The sequence below is a fragment of the Leifsonia sp. Ger2509 genome (assembly GCF_055231915.1).
In genome coordinates, this window is record NZ_JBUYVB010000003.1 from 2,490,523 (window position 1) to 2,505,207 (window position 14,685).

At 69.1% G+C, this 14,685-nt stretch carries 16 protein-coding genes; 10 read left to right on the top strand and 6 right to left on the bottom strand.

The features are described from left to right. The first annotated feature begins 6 nt into the window (after window positions 1-6). Genes ACV7NN_RS12330 through ACV7NN_RS12345 form a run of 4 tightly spaced genes read left to right on the top strand, consistent with a single transcriptional unit; the run spans window position 7 to window position 3,784 of the window. The gene (locus ACV7NN_RS12330) at window positions 7-1,164 is read left to right on the top strand and encodes a Gfo/Idh/MocA family protein (protein WP_463349866.1); all 1,158 of its coding nucleotides are present in this window, start codon (window positions 7-9) and stop codon (window positions 1,162-1,164) included. Further along, window positions 1,161-2,255: an enolase C-terminal domain-like protein gene (locus tag ACV7NN_RS12335; protein ID WP_463349867.1), complete on the top strand. Its 1,095-nt coding sequence runs from the start codon at window positions 1,161-1,163 to the stop codon at window positions 2,253-2,255. Before ACV7NN_RS12330 ends, ACV7NN_RS12335 begins: the two co-directional genes overlap by 4 nt. Beyond that, on the top strand, window positions 2,248-3,384 hold the full coding sequence (locus ACV7NN_RS12340; RefSeq protein WP_463349868.1) for a cellulase-like family protein: 1,137 nt from the start codon (window positions 2,248-2,250) through the stop codon (window positions 3,382-3,384). The genes ACV7NN_RS12335 and ACV7NN_RS12340 overlap by 8 nt, the downstream gene beginning before the upstream one ends. 10 nt (window positions 3,385-3,394) lie before the next feature. Further along, window positions 3,395-3,784, top strand: coding sequence for a RidA family protein (locus ACV7NN_RS12345; RefSeq protein ID WP_463349869.1), 390 nt, complete (start codon window positions 3,395-3,397; stop codon window positions 3,782-3,784). Window positions 3,785-3,814: 30 nt separating this feature from the next. Here ACV7NN_RS12345 and ACV7NN_RS12350 read toward each other — a convergent pair whose 3' ends face one another. Continuing rightward, window positions 3,815-4,186 (bottom strand): VOC family protein, encoded by a 372-nt coding sequence (locus ACV7NN_RS12350; protein WP_463349870.1) that lies wholly within the window; start codon window positions 4,184-4,186, stop codon window positions 3,815-3,817. A gap of 182 nt (window positions 4,187-4,368) precedes the next feature. On the opposite strand from ACV7NN_RS12350, the gene ACV7NN_RS12355 reads away from it, so the two are divergent. After that, entirely contained in the window at window positions 4,369-4,854 is a 486-nt protein-coding gene (locus tag ACV7NN_RS12355) for a MarR family transcriptional regulator (protein WP_463349871.1), read from the top strand. Between the two features lie 205 nt (window positions 4,855-5,059). Here the strand turns inward: ACV7NN_RS12355 and ACV7NN_RS12360 are convergent, their stop codons facing one another. Beyond that, complete coding sequence (locus ACV7NN_RS12360; RefSeq protein ID WP_463349872.1) at window positions 5,060-5,461, bottom strand: DUF4190 domain-containing protein; 402 nt, start codon at window positions 5,459-5,461, stop codon at window positions 5,060-5,062. A 147-nt stretch (window positions 5,462-5,608) separates the two neighbouring features. Beyond that, the gene (locus tag ACV7NN_RS12365) at window positions 5,609-6,655 is read right to left on the bottom strand and encodes a S66 family peptidase (protein ID WP_463349873.1); all 1,047 of its coding nucleotides are present in this window, start codon (window positions 6,653-6,655) and stop codon (window positions 5,609-5,611) included. A 165-nt stretch (window positions 6,656-6,820) separates the two neighbouring features. On the opposite strand from ACV7NN_RS12365, the gene ACV7NN_RS12370 reads away from it, so the two are divergent. The 3 genes from ACV7NN_RS12370 to ACV7NN_RS12380 all read left to right on the top strand — a co-directional run bounded on the left by ACV7NN_RS12370 (window position 6,821) and on the right by ACV7NN_RS12380 (window position 9,328). Then, the gene (locus ACV7NN_RS12370; protein WP_463349874.1) at window positions 6,821-7,831 is read left to right on the top strand and encodes an aldo/keto reductase family protein; all 1,011 of its coding nucleotides are present in this window, start codon (window positions 6,821-6,823) and stop codon (window positions 7,829-7,831) included. 315 nt (window positions 7,832-8,146) lie between these two features. Further along, complete coding sequence (locus ACV7NN_RS12375; protein WP_463349875.1) at window positions 8,147-8,581, top strand: heme-degrading domain-containing protein; 435 nt, start codon at window positions 8,147-8,149, stop codon at window positions 8,579-8,581. A gap of 192 nt (window positions 8,582-8,773) precedes the next feature. Then, window positions 8,774-9,328 (top strand): dihydrofolate reductase family protein, encoded by a 555-nt coding sequence (locus ACV7NN_RS12380; protein ID WP_463349876.1) that lies wholly within the window; start codon window positions 8,774-8,776, stop codon window positions 9,326-9,328. Between the two features lie 120 nt (window positions 9,329-9,448). Here the strand turns inward: ACV7NN_RS12380 and ACV7NN_RS12385 are convergent, their stop codons facing one another. Beyond that, the gene (locus ACV7NN_RS12385; protein ID WP_463349877.1) at window positions 9,449-10,204 is read right to left on the bottom strand and encodes an SDR family NAD(P)-dependent oxidoreductase; all 756 of its coding nucleotides are present in this window, start codon (window positions 10,202-10,204) and stop codon (window positions 9,449-9,451) included. Window positions 10,205-10,295: 91 nt separating this feature from the next. Here ACV7NN_RS12385 and ACV7NN_RS12390 point away from each other — a divergent pair, with 91 nt between their 5' ends. Both ACV7NN_RS12390 and ACV7NN_RS12395 read left to right on the top strand, forming a co-directional pair. Beyond that, window positions 10,296-10,895, top strand: coding sequence for an HD domain-containing protein (locus ACV7NN_RS12390; RefSeq protein ID WP_463349878.1), 600 nt, complete (start codon window positions 10,296-10,298; stop codon window positions 10,893-10,895). A gap of 26 nt (window positions 10,896-10,921) precedes the next feature. Further along, complete coding sequence (locus tag ACV7NN_RS12395; RefSeq protein ID WP_463349879.1) at window positions 10,922-11,701, top strand: thioesterase family protein; 780 nt, start codon at window positions 10,922-10,924, stop codon at window positions 11,699-11,701. A gap of 163 nt (window positions 11,702-11,864) precedes the next feature. On the opposite strand, the gene ACV7NN_RS12400 is transcribed toward ACV7NN_RS12395, so the two are convergent. After that, a complete protein-coding gene (locus tag ACV7NN_RS12400; protein ID WP_463349880.1) occupies window positions 11,865-13,358 on the bottom strand; it encodes a CoA-acylating methylmalonate-semialdehyde dehydrogenase in 1,494 nt (497 codons plus the stop codon). Continuing rightward, window positions 13,358-14,683, bottom strand: a complete 1,326-nt coding sequence (locus ACV7NN_RS12405; RefSeq protein WP_463349881.1) for an aminotransferase class III-fold pyridoxal phosphate-dependent enzyme — start codon at window positions 14,681-14,683, stop codon at window positions 13,358-13,360. The genes ACV7NN_RS12400 and ACV7NN_RS12405 overlap by 1 nt, the downstream gene beginning before the upstream one ends. Between the last annotated feature and the right edge of the window lie 2 nt (window positions 14,684-14,685).

Sequence of the window (14,685 nt, forward strand, 5' to 3'; positions counted from 1 at the left end):
AACCCTGTGACACTTCGAATCGGAATCGTCGGCTTCGGCGAGCGCGCAGAACTCTGGCATGAGGTCGTCAGCCCCGGCAACGATGCGGTCATCACCGCGGTCTGGGACCCGGCCGAGCGTGCCCAGCGGCGCGTCGCCGAGGAGCTTCCGGATGCGAAGATCGCAACGTCGCTCGACGACCTGCTGGCCTCGGACATCGATGCTGTGATGGTGCTCTCGCCGGACTTCACGCACGCCGAGGTCGCGATCGCGGCCCTGCGCGCGGGCGTGCCGGTCTTCTGCGAGAAGCCGCTGGCGATCACGGCCGAGGATGCCGACCGCGTCCTCGAGACCGCACGCGCGTCCGGCACACGCCTGTACGTCGGCCACAACATGCGCCACCTTCCTGTGGTGCGACTCATGCGGGACATCATCCGCTCCGGCCGGATCGGTGAGGTCAAGGCGATCTGGTGCCGTCACTTCGTCGGCAACGGCGGCGACTTCTACTTCAAGGACTGGCATGCCGACCGCACCAAGTCGACCGGCCTGCTGCTGCAGAAGGGCGCCCACGACCTCGACGTGATCCACTGGCTGGCGGACTCGCGCAGCGAGACGGTCGTCGGGATGGGCGGACTCACCGTCTACGGCGACATCACCGACCGCCGGGATCGCTCCGACGAGCGCATGGGCGAGTGGCTCAGCCACGACAACTGGCCGCCGAAGTCCCTGACCGGGCTGAACCCGGTCGTCGACGTCGAGGACGTCTCGATGATGTTGATGCAGCTGGAGAACGGCGTCTACGCCAGCTACCAGCAGTGCCATTACACGCCCGACTACTGGCGCAACTACACCGTCATCGGAACCGAGGGCCGCATCGAGAACTTCGGCGACGGCGAGGGAGGCGTGATCAAGGTGTGGACGAAGCGCGGCGACTACAGCGAGGCGGACGAGGTCATCCCGATTCCGCCCGCGGAGGGCGGTCACGGGGGAGCGGACAGTGCCCTCGTCGCCGAGTTCCTGCGGTTCGTGCGCGACGGGGGCGCGACTGAGACGTCGCCGGTCGCAGCACGGGATGCAGTGGCCGCGGGCGAGGCGGCGACGATCTCGCTGCGGACCGACGGGCGATCCATCAGCATCCCTGCCGTGTCTGCAGAGCTCCAGCAGTATTTCACGCTGCAGTCATGAGCGGCGCCGGCGGTGACACGATCGTCGACGTCGACGTCGTCCTGGTGCGCCAGCCGCCTGCCTCCCCGCCGTTCGTGTGGAGGCAGGGGCTGCCAGGGTCCGATCCGGCTGAGACGGTGGGCGGCTGGCTGGTCATCACGACCGAGTCAGGTATCCGGGGCTATGCCCACTGCACCCGCGGCGTGATCCTGAAGGACCTGGTCGAGCGGCGTCTGCGCGCTGAGTTGGTCGGGACGGATGCGCTCGCCCGCGAATGGCTGTGGCACCGGGTGTGGGAGCTCGATCGCATCGAGGAGTTCCCGATCTACGTACTGGGGCTCGCGGACATCGCGCTGTGGGACATCGCGGCGAAGCGGGCCGGGCTCCCGCTCCACCGGCTGCTCGGCTCGTACCGGGATGCGCTTCCTGCGTACGCCTCGACGACGACCTTCCGCGACATCCCGGAATACCTCGACGTCGCGGACCAGTGCCTCGAGCTGGGTTATCACGCGATCAAGCTGCACGCGTGGGGCGAGGTGAAACGGGACGCCGCGCTGTCGCAGGCGCTCCGCGACCACGTCGGCCCCGACATCGACCTGATGTACGACGGGTCCGCCGGATTCGACCTCCACGACTCCGTCTACCTCGGCAGGGCGCTCGCCGAAGCCGGCTACCGCTGGTACGAGGAGCCGATGCGCGAGTTCAGCATCACCGCCTACAAGCGCCTGGCCGAACAGGTGGACATCCCGCTGCTGGTCGCGGAGACCAGCGACGGGGTCCATCTGAACACCGCGGACTTCATCGCATCCGGATGCGCGGGTGCCGTGCGAACCGGTGCCACCCTGAAGGGCGGCGTGACCGGCGCACTCCGGATCGCGCATCTCGCCGAGTCGTTCAACCTCCGGGCCGAGATCCACGCGGGTGGGCCGGTGAACATCCAGCTCGCCATGAGCATCCCGAACACCACGTACTTCGAGTCCCTGGTCACCCGGAACCCGGTGGTGCGCGAGGCCTGTGTCGACGCCGACGGGTACGTGAGGGCCGGTGACGCGGTCGGTGTGGGCTGGGAGCAGGTCTGGGGCGACGGCGGGGAACCCGGCTCGGATGGCTGAGCTGGACACCGGTTCGAAGAGTGCCCTCGCCGTCGCGATGTGGGACTTCTCGTGGCTGGAGCGGCGCTGGCCGGGCGGCGGCTACGAGAACTGGGAGCGCGCGCTCGACGAGCTGGTCGAGCGCGGCTACGACGTGGTCAGGATCGACGCGTACCCGCACCTGGTCGCCGCGGATCCGGCGGGGAGTTTCACGCTTCTGCCCGCGTGGGTCATGCACGACTGGGGCAGCCCGGCCAAGGTGACGGTGACGCCGATGCCGGCCCTCGTCGACTTCATCCGCCTTGCGGCTGCGCGGGGGCTGAAGGTCGCCCTGTCGACCTGGTTCCGACAGGACGTCGTGGACACGCGGATGGCGATCACGGGACCCGAGGAACTCGCCGCCGTCTGGGTCGCGACGCTCGATCACCTCCGTGACGCCGGGCTGCTGCACGCGATCTGGTACGTGGACCTGTGCAACGAGTGGCCGCAGCTGTTCTGGGCGCCGTTCACCGTTCCGGGCGGCGAGGAGGGGAAGGACGACCTGCTCCGGACGTCGGACGAAGGGCGGCGCTGGACCAATACGGCACTCGACCTCGTCCGGGCTGCCTACCCCGATCTTCCGCTGTGCTTTTCGATCTCCGCCCAGTTCGAGACCGTCCTCGCCGAGGACGTCTCCCACTACGACCTGCTCGAACCGCACGTCTGGATGGTGCTGGCGGGGCCGCGGCCGTACTACGACGAACTGCAGTACGACGGGCGGGACCCCACGCAGTACGAGCTGCTCGCCGAGGAGGCGGAGCGGCTCTACCGTTCAAGTCCGGACGAGTGGCGCATCCAGCTCTCCACGATGATCACCGACATGGCCGACTGGTCGCGGTGGAGGAACCTGCCCCTGGTGACCACGGAGTCATGGGCGATCGTCTGCTGGAAGGACGGCCCAGGCCTCGACTGGGACTGGGTCAAGGAGCTGTGCGAGTTCGGCGTCGGCGAGGCGCTCAGGCACGACCGCTGGGTGGGCATGGCGACCAGCAACTTCTGCGGGCCACAGTACCGGGGGATGTGGGAAGACGTCGACTGGCACGTCGCGCTGACGACGCGCATCCACAACGGGGGCGAATCCGCCATGGACGAAGGCCGCAAGACGGCGTGAGAATGGCAGCATGCCTCCACTCACCCCGGTCGACCCTCCGCAGCTGTTCCACAGTCCCGCCTTCGCCCAGGGCATGATCGCGCCCGCTGGCGCGACGCTCTACGTCGGCGGCCAGAACGGTGTGGATGAGACCGGCGCCCTCCGCGACGGGCTCGGCCCGCAGACGGAACAGGCCCTGCGCAACCTCCTGGCCGTGCTCGCGGAGGCAGGCACGGACGCGGAGCACGTCGCCAAGCTGACGATCTATCTCGCGCCGGGCATCGAGCCTGGCGAGGCGTACGCGGCGACGGCCTCGGTCTGGGGCGACCGCCGCACGGCTGTCACCGTGCTCTCGGTGAGCCCCGGCCGGACGGGCGCGCTCGTCGAGATCGAGGCGATCGCCGCCATCCCCGATCGCTGACCCGCGCGGTTCAGTCGCCGCCGACCCGGCTCACGTGAGTTCGGTCAGGCAGATGAAGTTGCCCTCCGAGTCCCTGAACCATGCCGTCCTCGTGTCGCCGAGGGTTGCGACTCCGTTCTCGGTCTTCAGGCCGGGAAAGTCGTAGTCCTCGAACGTCACGCCCCGCTCGCGCAGGCGGGCCATGTCGCCGTCGAGGCCGTCGGTCATGAAGCACATCTGGGTGTTCGCTGCGGTTCCGGCGTTGCTCGTCTCGTAGATCTCGAACACGGACCCGGAATCCAGGCGGTACATGAGGTTCTCGCTCTCCACCTCCGACGGGTCGAGGTCGAGCGCATTGTGGTAGAAATCCTGCGCCCGTTTGAGATCGGATGCGGGCAGGACGGTGTGGGCTTCAGTGAGCATGGGTAAGCGCCTCCTTGTGGCGTGGTAGCGCCGGAAGCATCCCGTCTGATCCGGATTGTCCGGCGACGGTGCCGGCGAACCTGTGGATGCTGTTACTCTACGCCGGGCGACTGCCGACGGCTCCACAGATGCGGGTGCGCAAAGCTTGCGGGCTTGCAACGGTCGGCGGAATACTGGACCCCATGAGCTCCACCGAGGTCGCCGCCGAAGCACTGGCGGTCGACGCTGCGCTCGCGGCCGCCAATGTGATGATGCGAGTTGCGGCGCGCTCCGTGGTCGAGGTGGAAGATGTGGTCACCACCCCGCAACTGCGTGTGCTGATGCTGATCGCGGCTTCGGGGCCGCAGAATCTCGGCGCCGTCGCATCCGAGCTGGACGTGCATCCGTCGAACGCGACGCGCACGTGCGACAAGCTGGTGAAAGCCGGCCTGATCGTGCGAACCGACGATCCCGTTGATCGCCGGTACGTGCAGCTCGACCTCACCGCTTCAGGCTCAGAGCTCGTCCAGCACGTGCTCACCCACCGGCGGGCCGCTATGGCCGCGGTCTTCGCGCAGATGCCGGAGGACGACCGTTCGCGGGTGGCCGCCGCGTTCGAACGGTTCGCTGAAGCTGCGGGCGGCGAGCCCATCCGCGACGGCCGTTTCGCGTTCGGTCTCGGTACCTGAAGTGGACGGCGGCGACGCCGCGTGCTGGCTCCCACGCGTCTGCGAGGCGTGCGGAGCGATGAACGAGGGCGAATTGCCCGCGCCGTGCTGGCGCTGCGGCGAGCTCGTGGACGCCGCCCGGCCGTCAGTTGTCACGCATGGCCGCTTCAGCGCATCCGAAACGAACAATCGTGACAAGTGAAGTTAATTTGTCATCCTCCCACGGTCACTTCAGGTGCGTCATGAAGATGATCGCGTAGGCGGCGAAGCCGATCACACCGATCACAAGCCCGGCGATGGCCAGTCCGCGACCGCGGACGAGTCCGCGCCGGGAGGCGGTGAGAGCGCGGGAGGACAGCAGGACGCCCACGATGCCGAGCCAGCCGAAGATGAAGATCGAGATGCACGAGACCACGAAGCCGGCGATGGCGAGCTTGCTGAACGGCACCGTCGCCGGTGGTGCCGGCATGGCACCCGGTGCCGGGTAGGCCGGGAGGCCACGGTCGGAGGCCGGGGGCGGCCCCCAGGCGACGGGTTCTGATGTGCTCCCCGCGGCCGGAGTCGGCGGCCAGGCGGCGGGCTCGGGAGCGCTGTCGGCGGGTGGGGTGGTCGGCGGCAAGTCGGTCAACGGTTACCTCTTCGGTGAGTGCGGTGCGGTGGCGTGGGGTGGCGTGCGCCGCGGTGGCGTGCATCCGGGAACCAGTAGAACGACCAGGTCTCCTGGGGGAATCGTACCGGCGGCCTCGCCGCAGCGGGGCGCAGCGCCGCGCCGCGGTCAGCTGTAGTCGGCGGTCACTGTACGTGCGCGACCGTCGAGCCGGACTCGCCCGCCATACGGCAGGATCCACTGCGGCCGGGTGTGGCCGAACGGAACACCGACGCAGACGACAGCCTCCGGGTTGTAGTGGGAGATCTCGCCGATGACGGCGTCGCGCTGCGCAGCGCGGAGCCGGGGGCGCTCCTCCGGAGGCGGCACCGACCCGAACGTGCTGACCGGAGGCCGCGCGACGAGGACGCCGTCGACGGCCGCGAGGACACCGCGCTCGCCGAGGGCGCGGACCCAGCGCTTCACCCACGAGGCCGGCGGAAGCTCTTCGCTGGTCTCGAGGATCAGGATGCTCCCTTCGAGCGCCTCGACGGACGGCATGCGACCGGCGATGGCCAGCTGGTCGATGACCTCGAGGCAGCCGCCCCAGGTGCGGCCGGTGGCCTCGCGGGCGGGACCGGCCCACATCCACGGCTCTGTCGGCTCGCGATCGCCGAACTCGACGAGGGCGAGCGGTGACAGCCAGTCGTGTCCGAAGTCCTCCGATTCGCCCGGCTCGGTCAGCTCGACCTCGCCGCCGGTGAAGAGCGCGGCCTGCAGCGACGTGAGCTGCACATCGTCGATCCGCGGACCGGCGCCGAGGTGGACCTGCGTGGAGCCGCCGTAGTATCCGGCGATACCGAGCGACCAGAGCCAGTTCAAGAGGCTGGTGTTGTCGCTGTAGCCGAAGAACGGCTTCGGGTCAGCGGTGGCGAGGGCGGCATCCAGATGGGGGATGACCGTGACCTGGTCGTCCCCGCCGATCGTCGCAAGGATGCCCCGGATGCCCGGGTCGGCGAATGCCGCGTTGATGTCTGCCGCCCGGTCTTCGGGGCTCGCACCCAGCCTGCGGGTGGTCGGGTATTCGACCGGGACGAGGCCTGTCGACTCGGCAAGGCGGCGCATCCCCTGCTCGTGGACTTCGGGCGCGAGACCCGGCGCTGCGAACGAGGGGGAGAGGACGGCGACGCGGTCGCCGGGGGCGAGCTTGGGCGGAGATGCCGGCGCGGGGTGCATCTGTCCATTCTCGTGCCGCGCCATTCTCGTGCCGCACCCGCCGAGGCGCTTCCGCCGCATTCATCGACCGGCCGGATGAATCCCAGAACCATCTACTGTTGGATTCGATCAATCGAGTTGCCTAGCATCGAACCTGAGACACATGTATCACTCGAGAGGAACGAAATGCAGTTCAGGTATTTGGGTCGGTCCGGATTCAAGATCTCGGAGATCACCTACGGAAACTGGCTGACCCACGGCTCGCAGATCGAGAACGAGACCGCTGCGGCGTGCGTTCGGTCGGCCCTGGATGTCGGCATCTCCACGTTCGACACGGCCGACGTCTACGCGAACACGGCGGCGGAGACGGTCCTGGGCGGCGCCCTCAAGGGGGAACGCCGCGAATCGCTCGAGATCTTCACGAAGGTGTTCGGCCCCACCGGTCCCAAGGGCCACAACGATGTGGGACTGTCGCGCAAGCACATCCTCGAATCGATCAACGGGTCGCTGTCGCGGCTGCAGACCGACTACGTCGACCTGTACCAGGCGCACCGGTACGACTACGAGACCCCGCTCGAGGAGACCATGCAGGCGTTCGCCGACGTCGTGCGGCAGGGTAAAGCACTCTACATCGGAGTGAGTGAATGGACCGAGGAGCAGCTGCGGGCGGGTGCCGCGCTCGCGAAGGAGCTGAACATCCAGCTCATCTCGAACCAGCCCGAGTACTCGGCGCTGTGGCGGGTCATCGAGGACCGGATCGTGCCCACCTCGCAGGAGCTCGGCATCTCCCAGATCGTCTGGTCGCCGGTCGCGCAGGGTGTGCTGAGCGGCAAATACCTTCCTGGCGCTCCGCTGCCCGAGGGCAGCCGGGCGACCGACGAGCGCGGAGGCGCGGGTGCGGTCAAGCGCTTCCTGACGGATGACGTCCTCAGCCGCGTTCAGAACCTCACGCCGATCGCGCGCGAGCTCGATCTCACGCTCGCGCAGCTCGCCGTGGCCTGGGTGCTGCAGAACGAGAACGTCGCAACGGCGATCATCGGCGCCTCGCGGCCCGAGCAGGTCGTCGAGAACGCGAAGGCGTCGGGGGTCACCATCCCCGCCGAGCTGATGTCGCGGATCGACGAGGTCCTCGGCGCCGTCGTCGAGCGCGACCCGGCCCGCACCTCCGAGCGTTCGCCCGCCGCCCGCGAGGCCTGAGCCCTCGCGGCGGGCGCTCCGCGGCCGCGCCCAGCGCGACCCGGGCCCGGCCTGCGGCGCGCGGCCCGACTCGCGCCGAGCCCGCTCCGCGGCCCGCGACGAGCGCGACCCGGGCTCGGCCGCGGCCCGCGCCCAGCGCGACCCGGGCCTGGCCCGCCCAGCGCGACCGGGCCTGGCCCGCCCAGCGCGACCGGGCCTGGCCCGCGGCCCGCGCCGAGCCCGCAGCGACGCCGAGTCCGGGAAAAGTCCGCGTTTGGAGCGATTTGGAGCGGACTTTTCCCGGACTCGACGGGTTGCGTCAGGGAGGATGAGCGTATGAACGAGTTCGAGGCGCCCGATCAACCGCGATTCACGCACGAAGAGGCCTGGCGCGTCGGGCAAGCGCTCGTCGAGCGGGCCCTGCGCGAGGGGTACGGCATCACCATCTCGATCGTGCTGGGAAGCCAGCGGGTCTTCCATGCCGCCCTGCCGGGCACCAGCGCGGACAACGACGCCTGGGTCGCGCGCAAGATCGCCGTCGTCCGACGGTTCGATCGTTCGTCGCACGCGGTCTTTGAACTCCTCGCCAAGAACGACCCCGACTTCCTGGATCATTTCGGCCTGACCGCGGCCGAATACGCTCCGACCGGCGGCGCCGTGCCCATCCGGGTGGCCGGGTCACTCGTCGGCGTCCTTGCCGTCTCCGGCCTCGACTCCCTCACCGACCACGAGCTGGCCGTCGAGGCACTGGGCGGCCCAGCCGGCGCCTGATCCCCCGGCCAACGGTGCCAGGAGCGGCATACCCTCCGGCGCCTGTGCCCCCGCCCAACGGCGCCTGGCGCGGCATACCCCCGCGGCGAAGGCCACTCACAGCTCTCGCCGCCCGGTGGATGTCGAAATCGGCCGGTCCCGTTCGACGTCTAGGTGAGACAGAATCGTCGAAGAGGAAAGGTCCTGACAAAAATGCGCACCCTGATCGTCACCGAATTCATCACCGTCGACGGCGTCATCGACTCCCCCGGCGGCGGATCGCACCCACGCGCCGGCTGGACGTTCAAGGACGTGCCGTTCGTCGCGGAGGCCTACGAGATCAAGGGCCGCGAGCAGGTCGAGGCGACCGCGATGCTGATGGGCCGGGTCAGCTACGACGAGTTCGCGCCGATCTGGCCGACGATGGACGAGTTCGCCGACTACAACGCGATGCCGAAGTACGTCGTCTCGAGCACGCTCACCGAGCCCGAGTGGAACAACACGTTCGTCCTGCGCTCCCTCGACGACGTCGCCGCGCTCAAACAGACCGACGGCGGCAACATCATCGTCCACGGCAGCGCCACTCTCGCCCAGAACCTCGCCACGGCAGGGCTCGTCGACCGGTACCACCTGCTCGTCTTCCCGCTCCTCCTGGGTGACGGCAAGCGGCTGTTCGCCGGCGGCGACTCCACCACGAACCTCGAGGTCGTCGAGAACGAGACCTTCTCGAATGGAGTCACGAAGTTCGTCTACGACGTCGTCCGCTGAGCGGCCGCTGAGCCGCTGTCGACCGGCCGCTCGGCCCCCGCACACGTTCTGAACGAGCGCACCCGCTGCAACCTGGGCGCTCGCTCAGAATGGGGGCGGCAGGGCCCCTGGCCGCCCGGCTCACTGCGCGGTGTAGCCCCCATCGACCAAGTGGTAGCTGCCGGTGATGAAGCTGGCGGCGTCCGAGGCGAGGAATGCGACCAGCGAGGCGACCTCCTCGGGCTCGCCGAGGCGGCCGAGCGCGTGCTTGGCTTCCAGGAAGCTGAGGACGTCGGGGCTGAGGTTCGCCTCCACGAGCGGAGTCCGGATGAACCCGGGCCCTACGGCGGTGACCCGCACCTTCTGGTCCGCGTACTCGAGTGCCGCGTTCTGCGTGAGGCCGAGCAGTGCGTGCTTGGCGGTGACGTAGGCGGATGAGCTCGCGAAACCGACGCTGCCGAGGATGGACGCCATGTTCACGATCGCGCCTCCACCGTTCGCTCCGATCGCGTCGAGCTGGGCGCGCATCCCGTAGAACACTCCGTTGAGGTTGACCTCGATGACCTTCCTCCAGCTGTCGAGCGAATAGTCACCGACCTTGGCGGCATCCCCGCCGATCCCGGCGTTGTTGACGGCGATGCGGAGCGGAGCCAGCGCGTTCGCGCGCGCGACGGACTCCGTGGCGAAGTCGGGGTCGGTCACATCGCCGACGAGGGCGGCGGCCGTGCCGCCCGCCTTCTCGATCTCGGCGACGACGGCGTTCGTGTGGTCCGCGTTGAGGTCGGTGACGAGAACGGATGCGCCGCTCGCGGCCAGCGTGAGCGCGACCGCGCGTCCTATGCCGGAGCCGCCTCCCGTCACGATCGCCGATCGATCGGCGACATCGTATTGAGCCATGGGAGATCTCCCTTCAAATTGTGAGAGCGGGAACGTCGCCCCCGCTCCTCCATCCTTCAGCGAAACGCGGCGACGCGCGATGATGAGTTTCATGAGAATGAGCGAGATCACTGCCCCCGACACCGCTGCCTCGCGCGCCGCACTCGAGATCGCAACCGAGTACCACACACCGTCGCTCCTCGACCACGTGCAGCGGTCCTGGCTCTGGGCCGTAGGCTTCGCGCGGCTCCGGGGTCTCGAGCCCGACCTCGAGCTGCTCTACGTGGCCGCCATCCTCCACGATGTCGGTATCGCGCCCGAGTTCGACAACCACACGCTCGCCTACGAGGATGCGGGCGGCCACGTGGCGATCGCCCTCACCGCGGGCGCAGGCTGGCCGGCCGAGCGCCGAGGGCGAGCGCACGACGTGATCGTCCGGCACAACTGGCCGGCAGTCGATCCGGCGTTCGACACCGAGGGCCACCTGCTCGAGATCGCGACCGCGCTCGACATCGCCGGCGCACGGGCGGACGAGCTCCCGCTCGCGTTCCGGCAGGAGGTCCTCGAGCGGCACCCGCGCGGTGACCTGGCCCGAGAGTTCACGGCGTGCGTCACGGATCAGGCGGAGCGCAAGCCGGACACGTCGGCGCGGCGACTGGTCGAGGGCGGGGTGGCACGCAAACTGCGAGAGAATCCGCTGGAAGCCCTGTGAAGACGACCGCGGAGAGCACAGCATCCATGAGCGCATATTTCGAACGACTCGACGGCGATCGGTACCGCCCCACCGTGCATGCCGGAGGCGCCTGGAATGCGTCCGAGATCCACTTCAGCCCATTGGGCGGACGCGTCGTGCACGCCATCGACCTGCACCGGACCGCGCACGCGCCCGGCAGCAAGCAGCTCGGCCGCATCAGTTTCGACATCCTCGGTTTCCTGGCCTTGGAGGACTGCACGATCAGGGTCGAGACGATCAGGCCCGGCCGCACCATCGAACTGGTCGAGGCGAGCGTCGAGATCGGCGGACGGGTCGCGGTTCTGGCCCGCGCGTGGTTCATCGACGTCGTCGACACGGCATCCGTCGCCGGCGGAGCCCCTGCCGCTCTCGCGGGGCCGGATGGTCTCGCGGTGTGGCCGATGGACGATACGTGGCCAGGAGGGTACATCGACTCCCTCGAGGTGCGGCCGCTGGGCGAGCCGGCGCCGGGCAGGACGACGGCCTGGTTGACCAGCGATACGCAGCTCGTCGAGGGGGAGGACGCGAGCGCGCAGGCCTCGTTCATCGCGCTGGTCGACACGGCCAACGGCATAGCCGTGCGCCAGCCGCCGACCAGCTGGATCTACCCGAACCTCGACCTGACCATCCACCTGTACCGCCAGCCGGTGGGGTCGTGGGTCGGCCTCGACACGACGGTGACGTTCGGGCCCGCGGGCCACGGCCTGACGAGCAGCGTGTTGCACGACACGACGGGGCCGGTGGGGCGGGCCGAGCAGGTCCTCACCATCCGGCCCGCACGGTAGCGGCGCGCACCGCTCCACTGCGGGCTCGCGCACCGAGGGTGACACTTCCGGTCGAGAGTGCCCCGCGCACGTGACGCGCTCGTCCGGAAGTGACACTCTCGGCCGTGGGACGCCGCCGAGCCGCGCTGCGCCGAGCCGCGCCGCGCCGATCGCCCTCGCGGCGCTACGCGTTGCGCGGGAAGCCGAGGTTGATCCCGCCGTGGCTCGGGTCGAGCCACCGTGACGTGACCGCCTTCTCGCGGGTGAAGAAGTCGACGCCGTGCGCGCCGTAGGCCTTGGCGTCGCCGAAGAGCGAGTCCTTCCAGCCGCCGAACGAGTGGTAGGCGACCGGCACAGGGATGGGCACGTTGATGCCGATCATGCCGACCTGCACCTCGCGCTGGAATCGGCGGGCCGCGCCGCCGTCGTTGGTGAAGATCGCGGTTCCGTTGCCATACCGGCTGGCGTTGATGATGCCGAGGCCCTCGTCGTACCCGGAGACCCGCACGACCGAGAGCACCGGCCCGAAGATCTCGTCGATGTAGACGCGTGAGTCCGTCGATACGTTGTCGATGAGGGTCGGGCCGAGCCAGAAGCCTTCAGCCGCTCCATCGGGCTCGACATCGCGCCCGTCGACGACGACGGTGGCGCCGTCCGTGACGGCGATGTCGATGTAGCCCGCCACCTTGTCGCGGTGCGCCTGCGTGATCAGCGGTCCCATGTCGCAGGAGCGGCGGCCGTCCCCGGTGGTCAGGCCCGCCATCCGGGTCGTGATCTTCGAGACCAGCTCATCCGCGATCGAGTCGACGGCCAGCACGACACTGATCGCCATGCACCGCTCGCCGGCCGAGCCGAAGCCGGCGTTGACGGCGGAGTCCGCGACCAGGTCGAGGTCGGCATCCGGGAGCACCAGCATGTGGTTCTTCGCGCCCCCGAGCGCCTGCACCCGCTTGCCGGCCGCGGTGCCGGTCTCGTAGACGTAGCGGGCGATCGGGGTGGACCCGACGAACGAGATCGACTGCACGTCCGGATGCGCGAGCAGCGCGTCGACGGACTCCTTGTCGCCGTGCACGACGTTGAGCACGCCGTCGGGCAGCCCGGCCTCCTGCATCAGCTTCGCCAGCCAGACCGACGCCGACGGGTCCTTCTCGCTCGGCTTCAGCACGACGGTGTTCCCGGCGGCGATGGCGATCGGGAAGAACCACATCGGCACCATCGCCGGAAAGTTGAACGGGCTGATGATGCCGACGACTCCGAGCGGCTGGCGCAACGAGTAGACGTCGACGCCGGTGGACACGTTCTCCGAGTACTCGCCTTTCGCCAGCTGCGCGATCCCGGCGGCGAAGTCGACGACTTCGAGCCCGCGCGCGATCTCGCCCAGCGCATCCGACAGCACCTTGCCGTGTTCGGAGGTGAGGATCTGCGCCAGCTCCTCCTTGCGGGCGTTCAGCAGCTCGCGGAACGCGAAGATGACGCTCTGCCGCTTCGCCCACGAGGTGCCGCCCCACTCGCCGAACGCGGCGAGAGCTGTCGCGACGGCTGCGTCGACATCGGCCGCACTGCCGAGCCGCACCTCCTTCGTGGAGGTGCCGAGCGCAGGGTCGAAGACCGGCTGCGTGCGGGTGGACGTCCCGGCGGATTCGCGCCCGCCGATCCAGTGGTTGATCATCTCGGTCATCATTCGGTCCTTTCGACGGCGGTGAGCACCTCGTCGTACGCGGCCATCGCCTGCGCGACCTCGTCGGCGGTGACGACGCACGGCGGCACGACATGGATGCGGTTGTCCTGGATGAACGGGATGACTCCGCGTTCGAGCAGTCCGGCTTTGATGCGCCCCATCATCGCCGCCGCGACGGGCTCGCGGGTCTCGCGATCGGCGACGAGCTCGATCGCCCAGAACACGCCTTCGCCGCGCACTTCGCCGATCAGTGGATGCGCGGACGCCAGCTCCGCGAGGGCCGGCCCGATCGCATCCGCCCCGATCGCCGCCGCGTGGGCGACGATCCCCTCGCTCTCCATCGCGTCCAGTGCCGCGACGATCGACGCCATCGCGAGCGGATGCCCGCTGTAGGTGAGGCCTCCGGGGAAGACCCGCTCGTCGAAGTCGCTCGCGATCGCGTCGGGGATGACCACGCCGCCGACCGGGATGTACCCAGAGTTCACACCCTTGGCGAAGGTGATGAGGTCGGGCACGATGTCGTACCCGTCGAAGGCGAACCAGCGCCCGGTGCGACCGAAACCGGCCATGACCTCGTCGAGGATGACCAGGATGCCGTGCTGGTCGGCGAGCGCACGAACCCCCGCGAGATAACCGGGAGGCGGGACCAGGATGCCGGCGGTGCCTGGCACCGTCTCGAGCACGATGGCCGCGATCGACGCCGGCCCCTCCGACTCGATCACGCGGCGCAGGTGCGTGAGTGCCCGCTCCGACTCCTGCTCGGGCGTCTGCGCCCAGAACTCGCTGCGGTAGAGGTAGGGCCCGAAGAAGTGCACGTGGCTCCTGGCGAACTCGTTCGGCACGCGGCGCCAGTCGCCGGTGGCGACGATGGCCGCCCCGGTGTTGCCGTGGTACGAGCGATAGGTCGAGAGCACCTTGTCCCGGCCGGTGTGGAGGCGGGCCATGCGGATGGCGTTCTCGTTCGCATCCGCCCCTCCATTGGTGAAGAACACCTTGTGAAAGCCGTCCGGTGCGTGCGAGACGATGCGCTTCGCCGCCTCTCCGCGGGTCAGGTTCACGGTGGCCGGCGCGATGGTGGTCAGGATCTCGGCCTGTTCGCGGATCGCCGCGACGACGGCCGGATGCTGGTGGCCGATGTTCACGTTGACGAGCTGGCTGGCGAAGTCCAGGTACCGGCGTCCGTCGAAATCCCAGACCGTGGTGCCGCTTCCGCCCGCGATGGCGAGCCCGGCGAACGATCCCTGGGCCGACCACGAGTGGAAGACGTGGGCGCGGTCGAGCTGCTGGGCGCGTTCGCCGTCGGCGGGGTCGAGGGGTGCGTTCATAG

Excerpts from the sequence above, each read along its gene's own strand:
- ACV7NN_RS12400 (WP_463349880.1), bottom strand. The coding sequence starts at position 13,358 with ATGACCGAGATGATCAACCACTGGATCGGCGGGCGCGAATCCGCCGGG.
- ACV7NN_RS12385 (WP_463349877.1), bottom strand. The coding sequence starts at position 10,204 with ATGGCTCAATACGATGTCGCCGATCGATCGGCGATCGTGACGGGAGGC.
- ACV7NN_RS12365 (WP_463349873.1), bottom strand. The coding sequence starts at position 6,655 with ATGCACCCCGCGCCGGCATCTCCGCCCAAGCTCGCCCCCGGCGACCGC.
- ACV7NN_RS12380 (WP_463349876.1), top strand. The coding sequence starts at position 8,774 with ATGCGCACCCTGATCGTCACCGAATTCATCACCGTCGACGGCGTCATC.
- ACV7NN_RS12405 (WP_463349881.1), bottom strand. The coding sequence starts at position 14,683 with ATGAACGCACCCCTCGACCCCGCCGACGGCGAACGCGCCCAGCAGCTC.
- ACV7NN_RS12355 (WP_463349871.1), top strand. The coding sequence starts at position 4,369 with ATGAGCTCCACCGAGGTCGCCGCCGAAGCACTGGCGGTCGACGCTGCG.
- ACV7NN_RS12395 (WP_463349879.1), top strand. The coding sequence starts at position 10,922 with ATGAGCGCATATTTCGAACGACTCGACGGCGATCGGTACCGCCCCACC.
- ACV7NN_RS12390 (WP_463349878.1), top strand. The coding sequence starts at position 10,296 with ATGAGAATGAGCGAGATCACTGCCCCCGACACCGCTGCCTCGCGCGCC.
- ACV7NN_RS12375 (WP_463349875.1), top strand. The coding sequence starts at position 8,147 with ATGAACGAGTTCGAGGCGCCCGATCAACCGCGATTCACGCACGAAGAG.
- ACV7NN_RS12345 (WP_463349869.1), top strand. The coding sequence starts at position 3,395 with ATGCCTCCACTCACCCCGGTCGACCCTCCGCAGCTGTTCCACAGTCCC.
- ACV7NN_RS12370 (WP_463349874.1), top strand. The coding sequence starts at position 6,821 with ATGCAGTTCAGGTATTTGGGTCGGTCCGGATTCAAGATCTCGGAGATC.
- ACV7NN_RS12340 (WP_463349868.1), top strand. The coding sequence starts at position 2,248 with ATGGCTGAGCTGGACACCGGTTCGAAGAGTGCCCTCGCCGTCGCGATG.
- ACV7NN_RS12350 (WP_463349870.1), bottom strand. The coding sequence starts at position 4,186 with ATGCTCACTGAAGCCCACACCGTCCTGCCCGCATCCGATCTCAAACGG.
- ACV7NN_RS12335 (WP_463349867.1), top strand. The coding sequence starts at position 1,161 with ATGAGCGGCGCCGGCGGTGACACGATCGTCGACGTCGACGTCGTCCTG.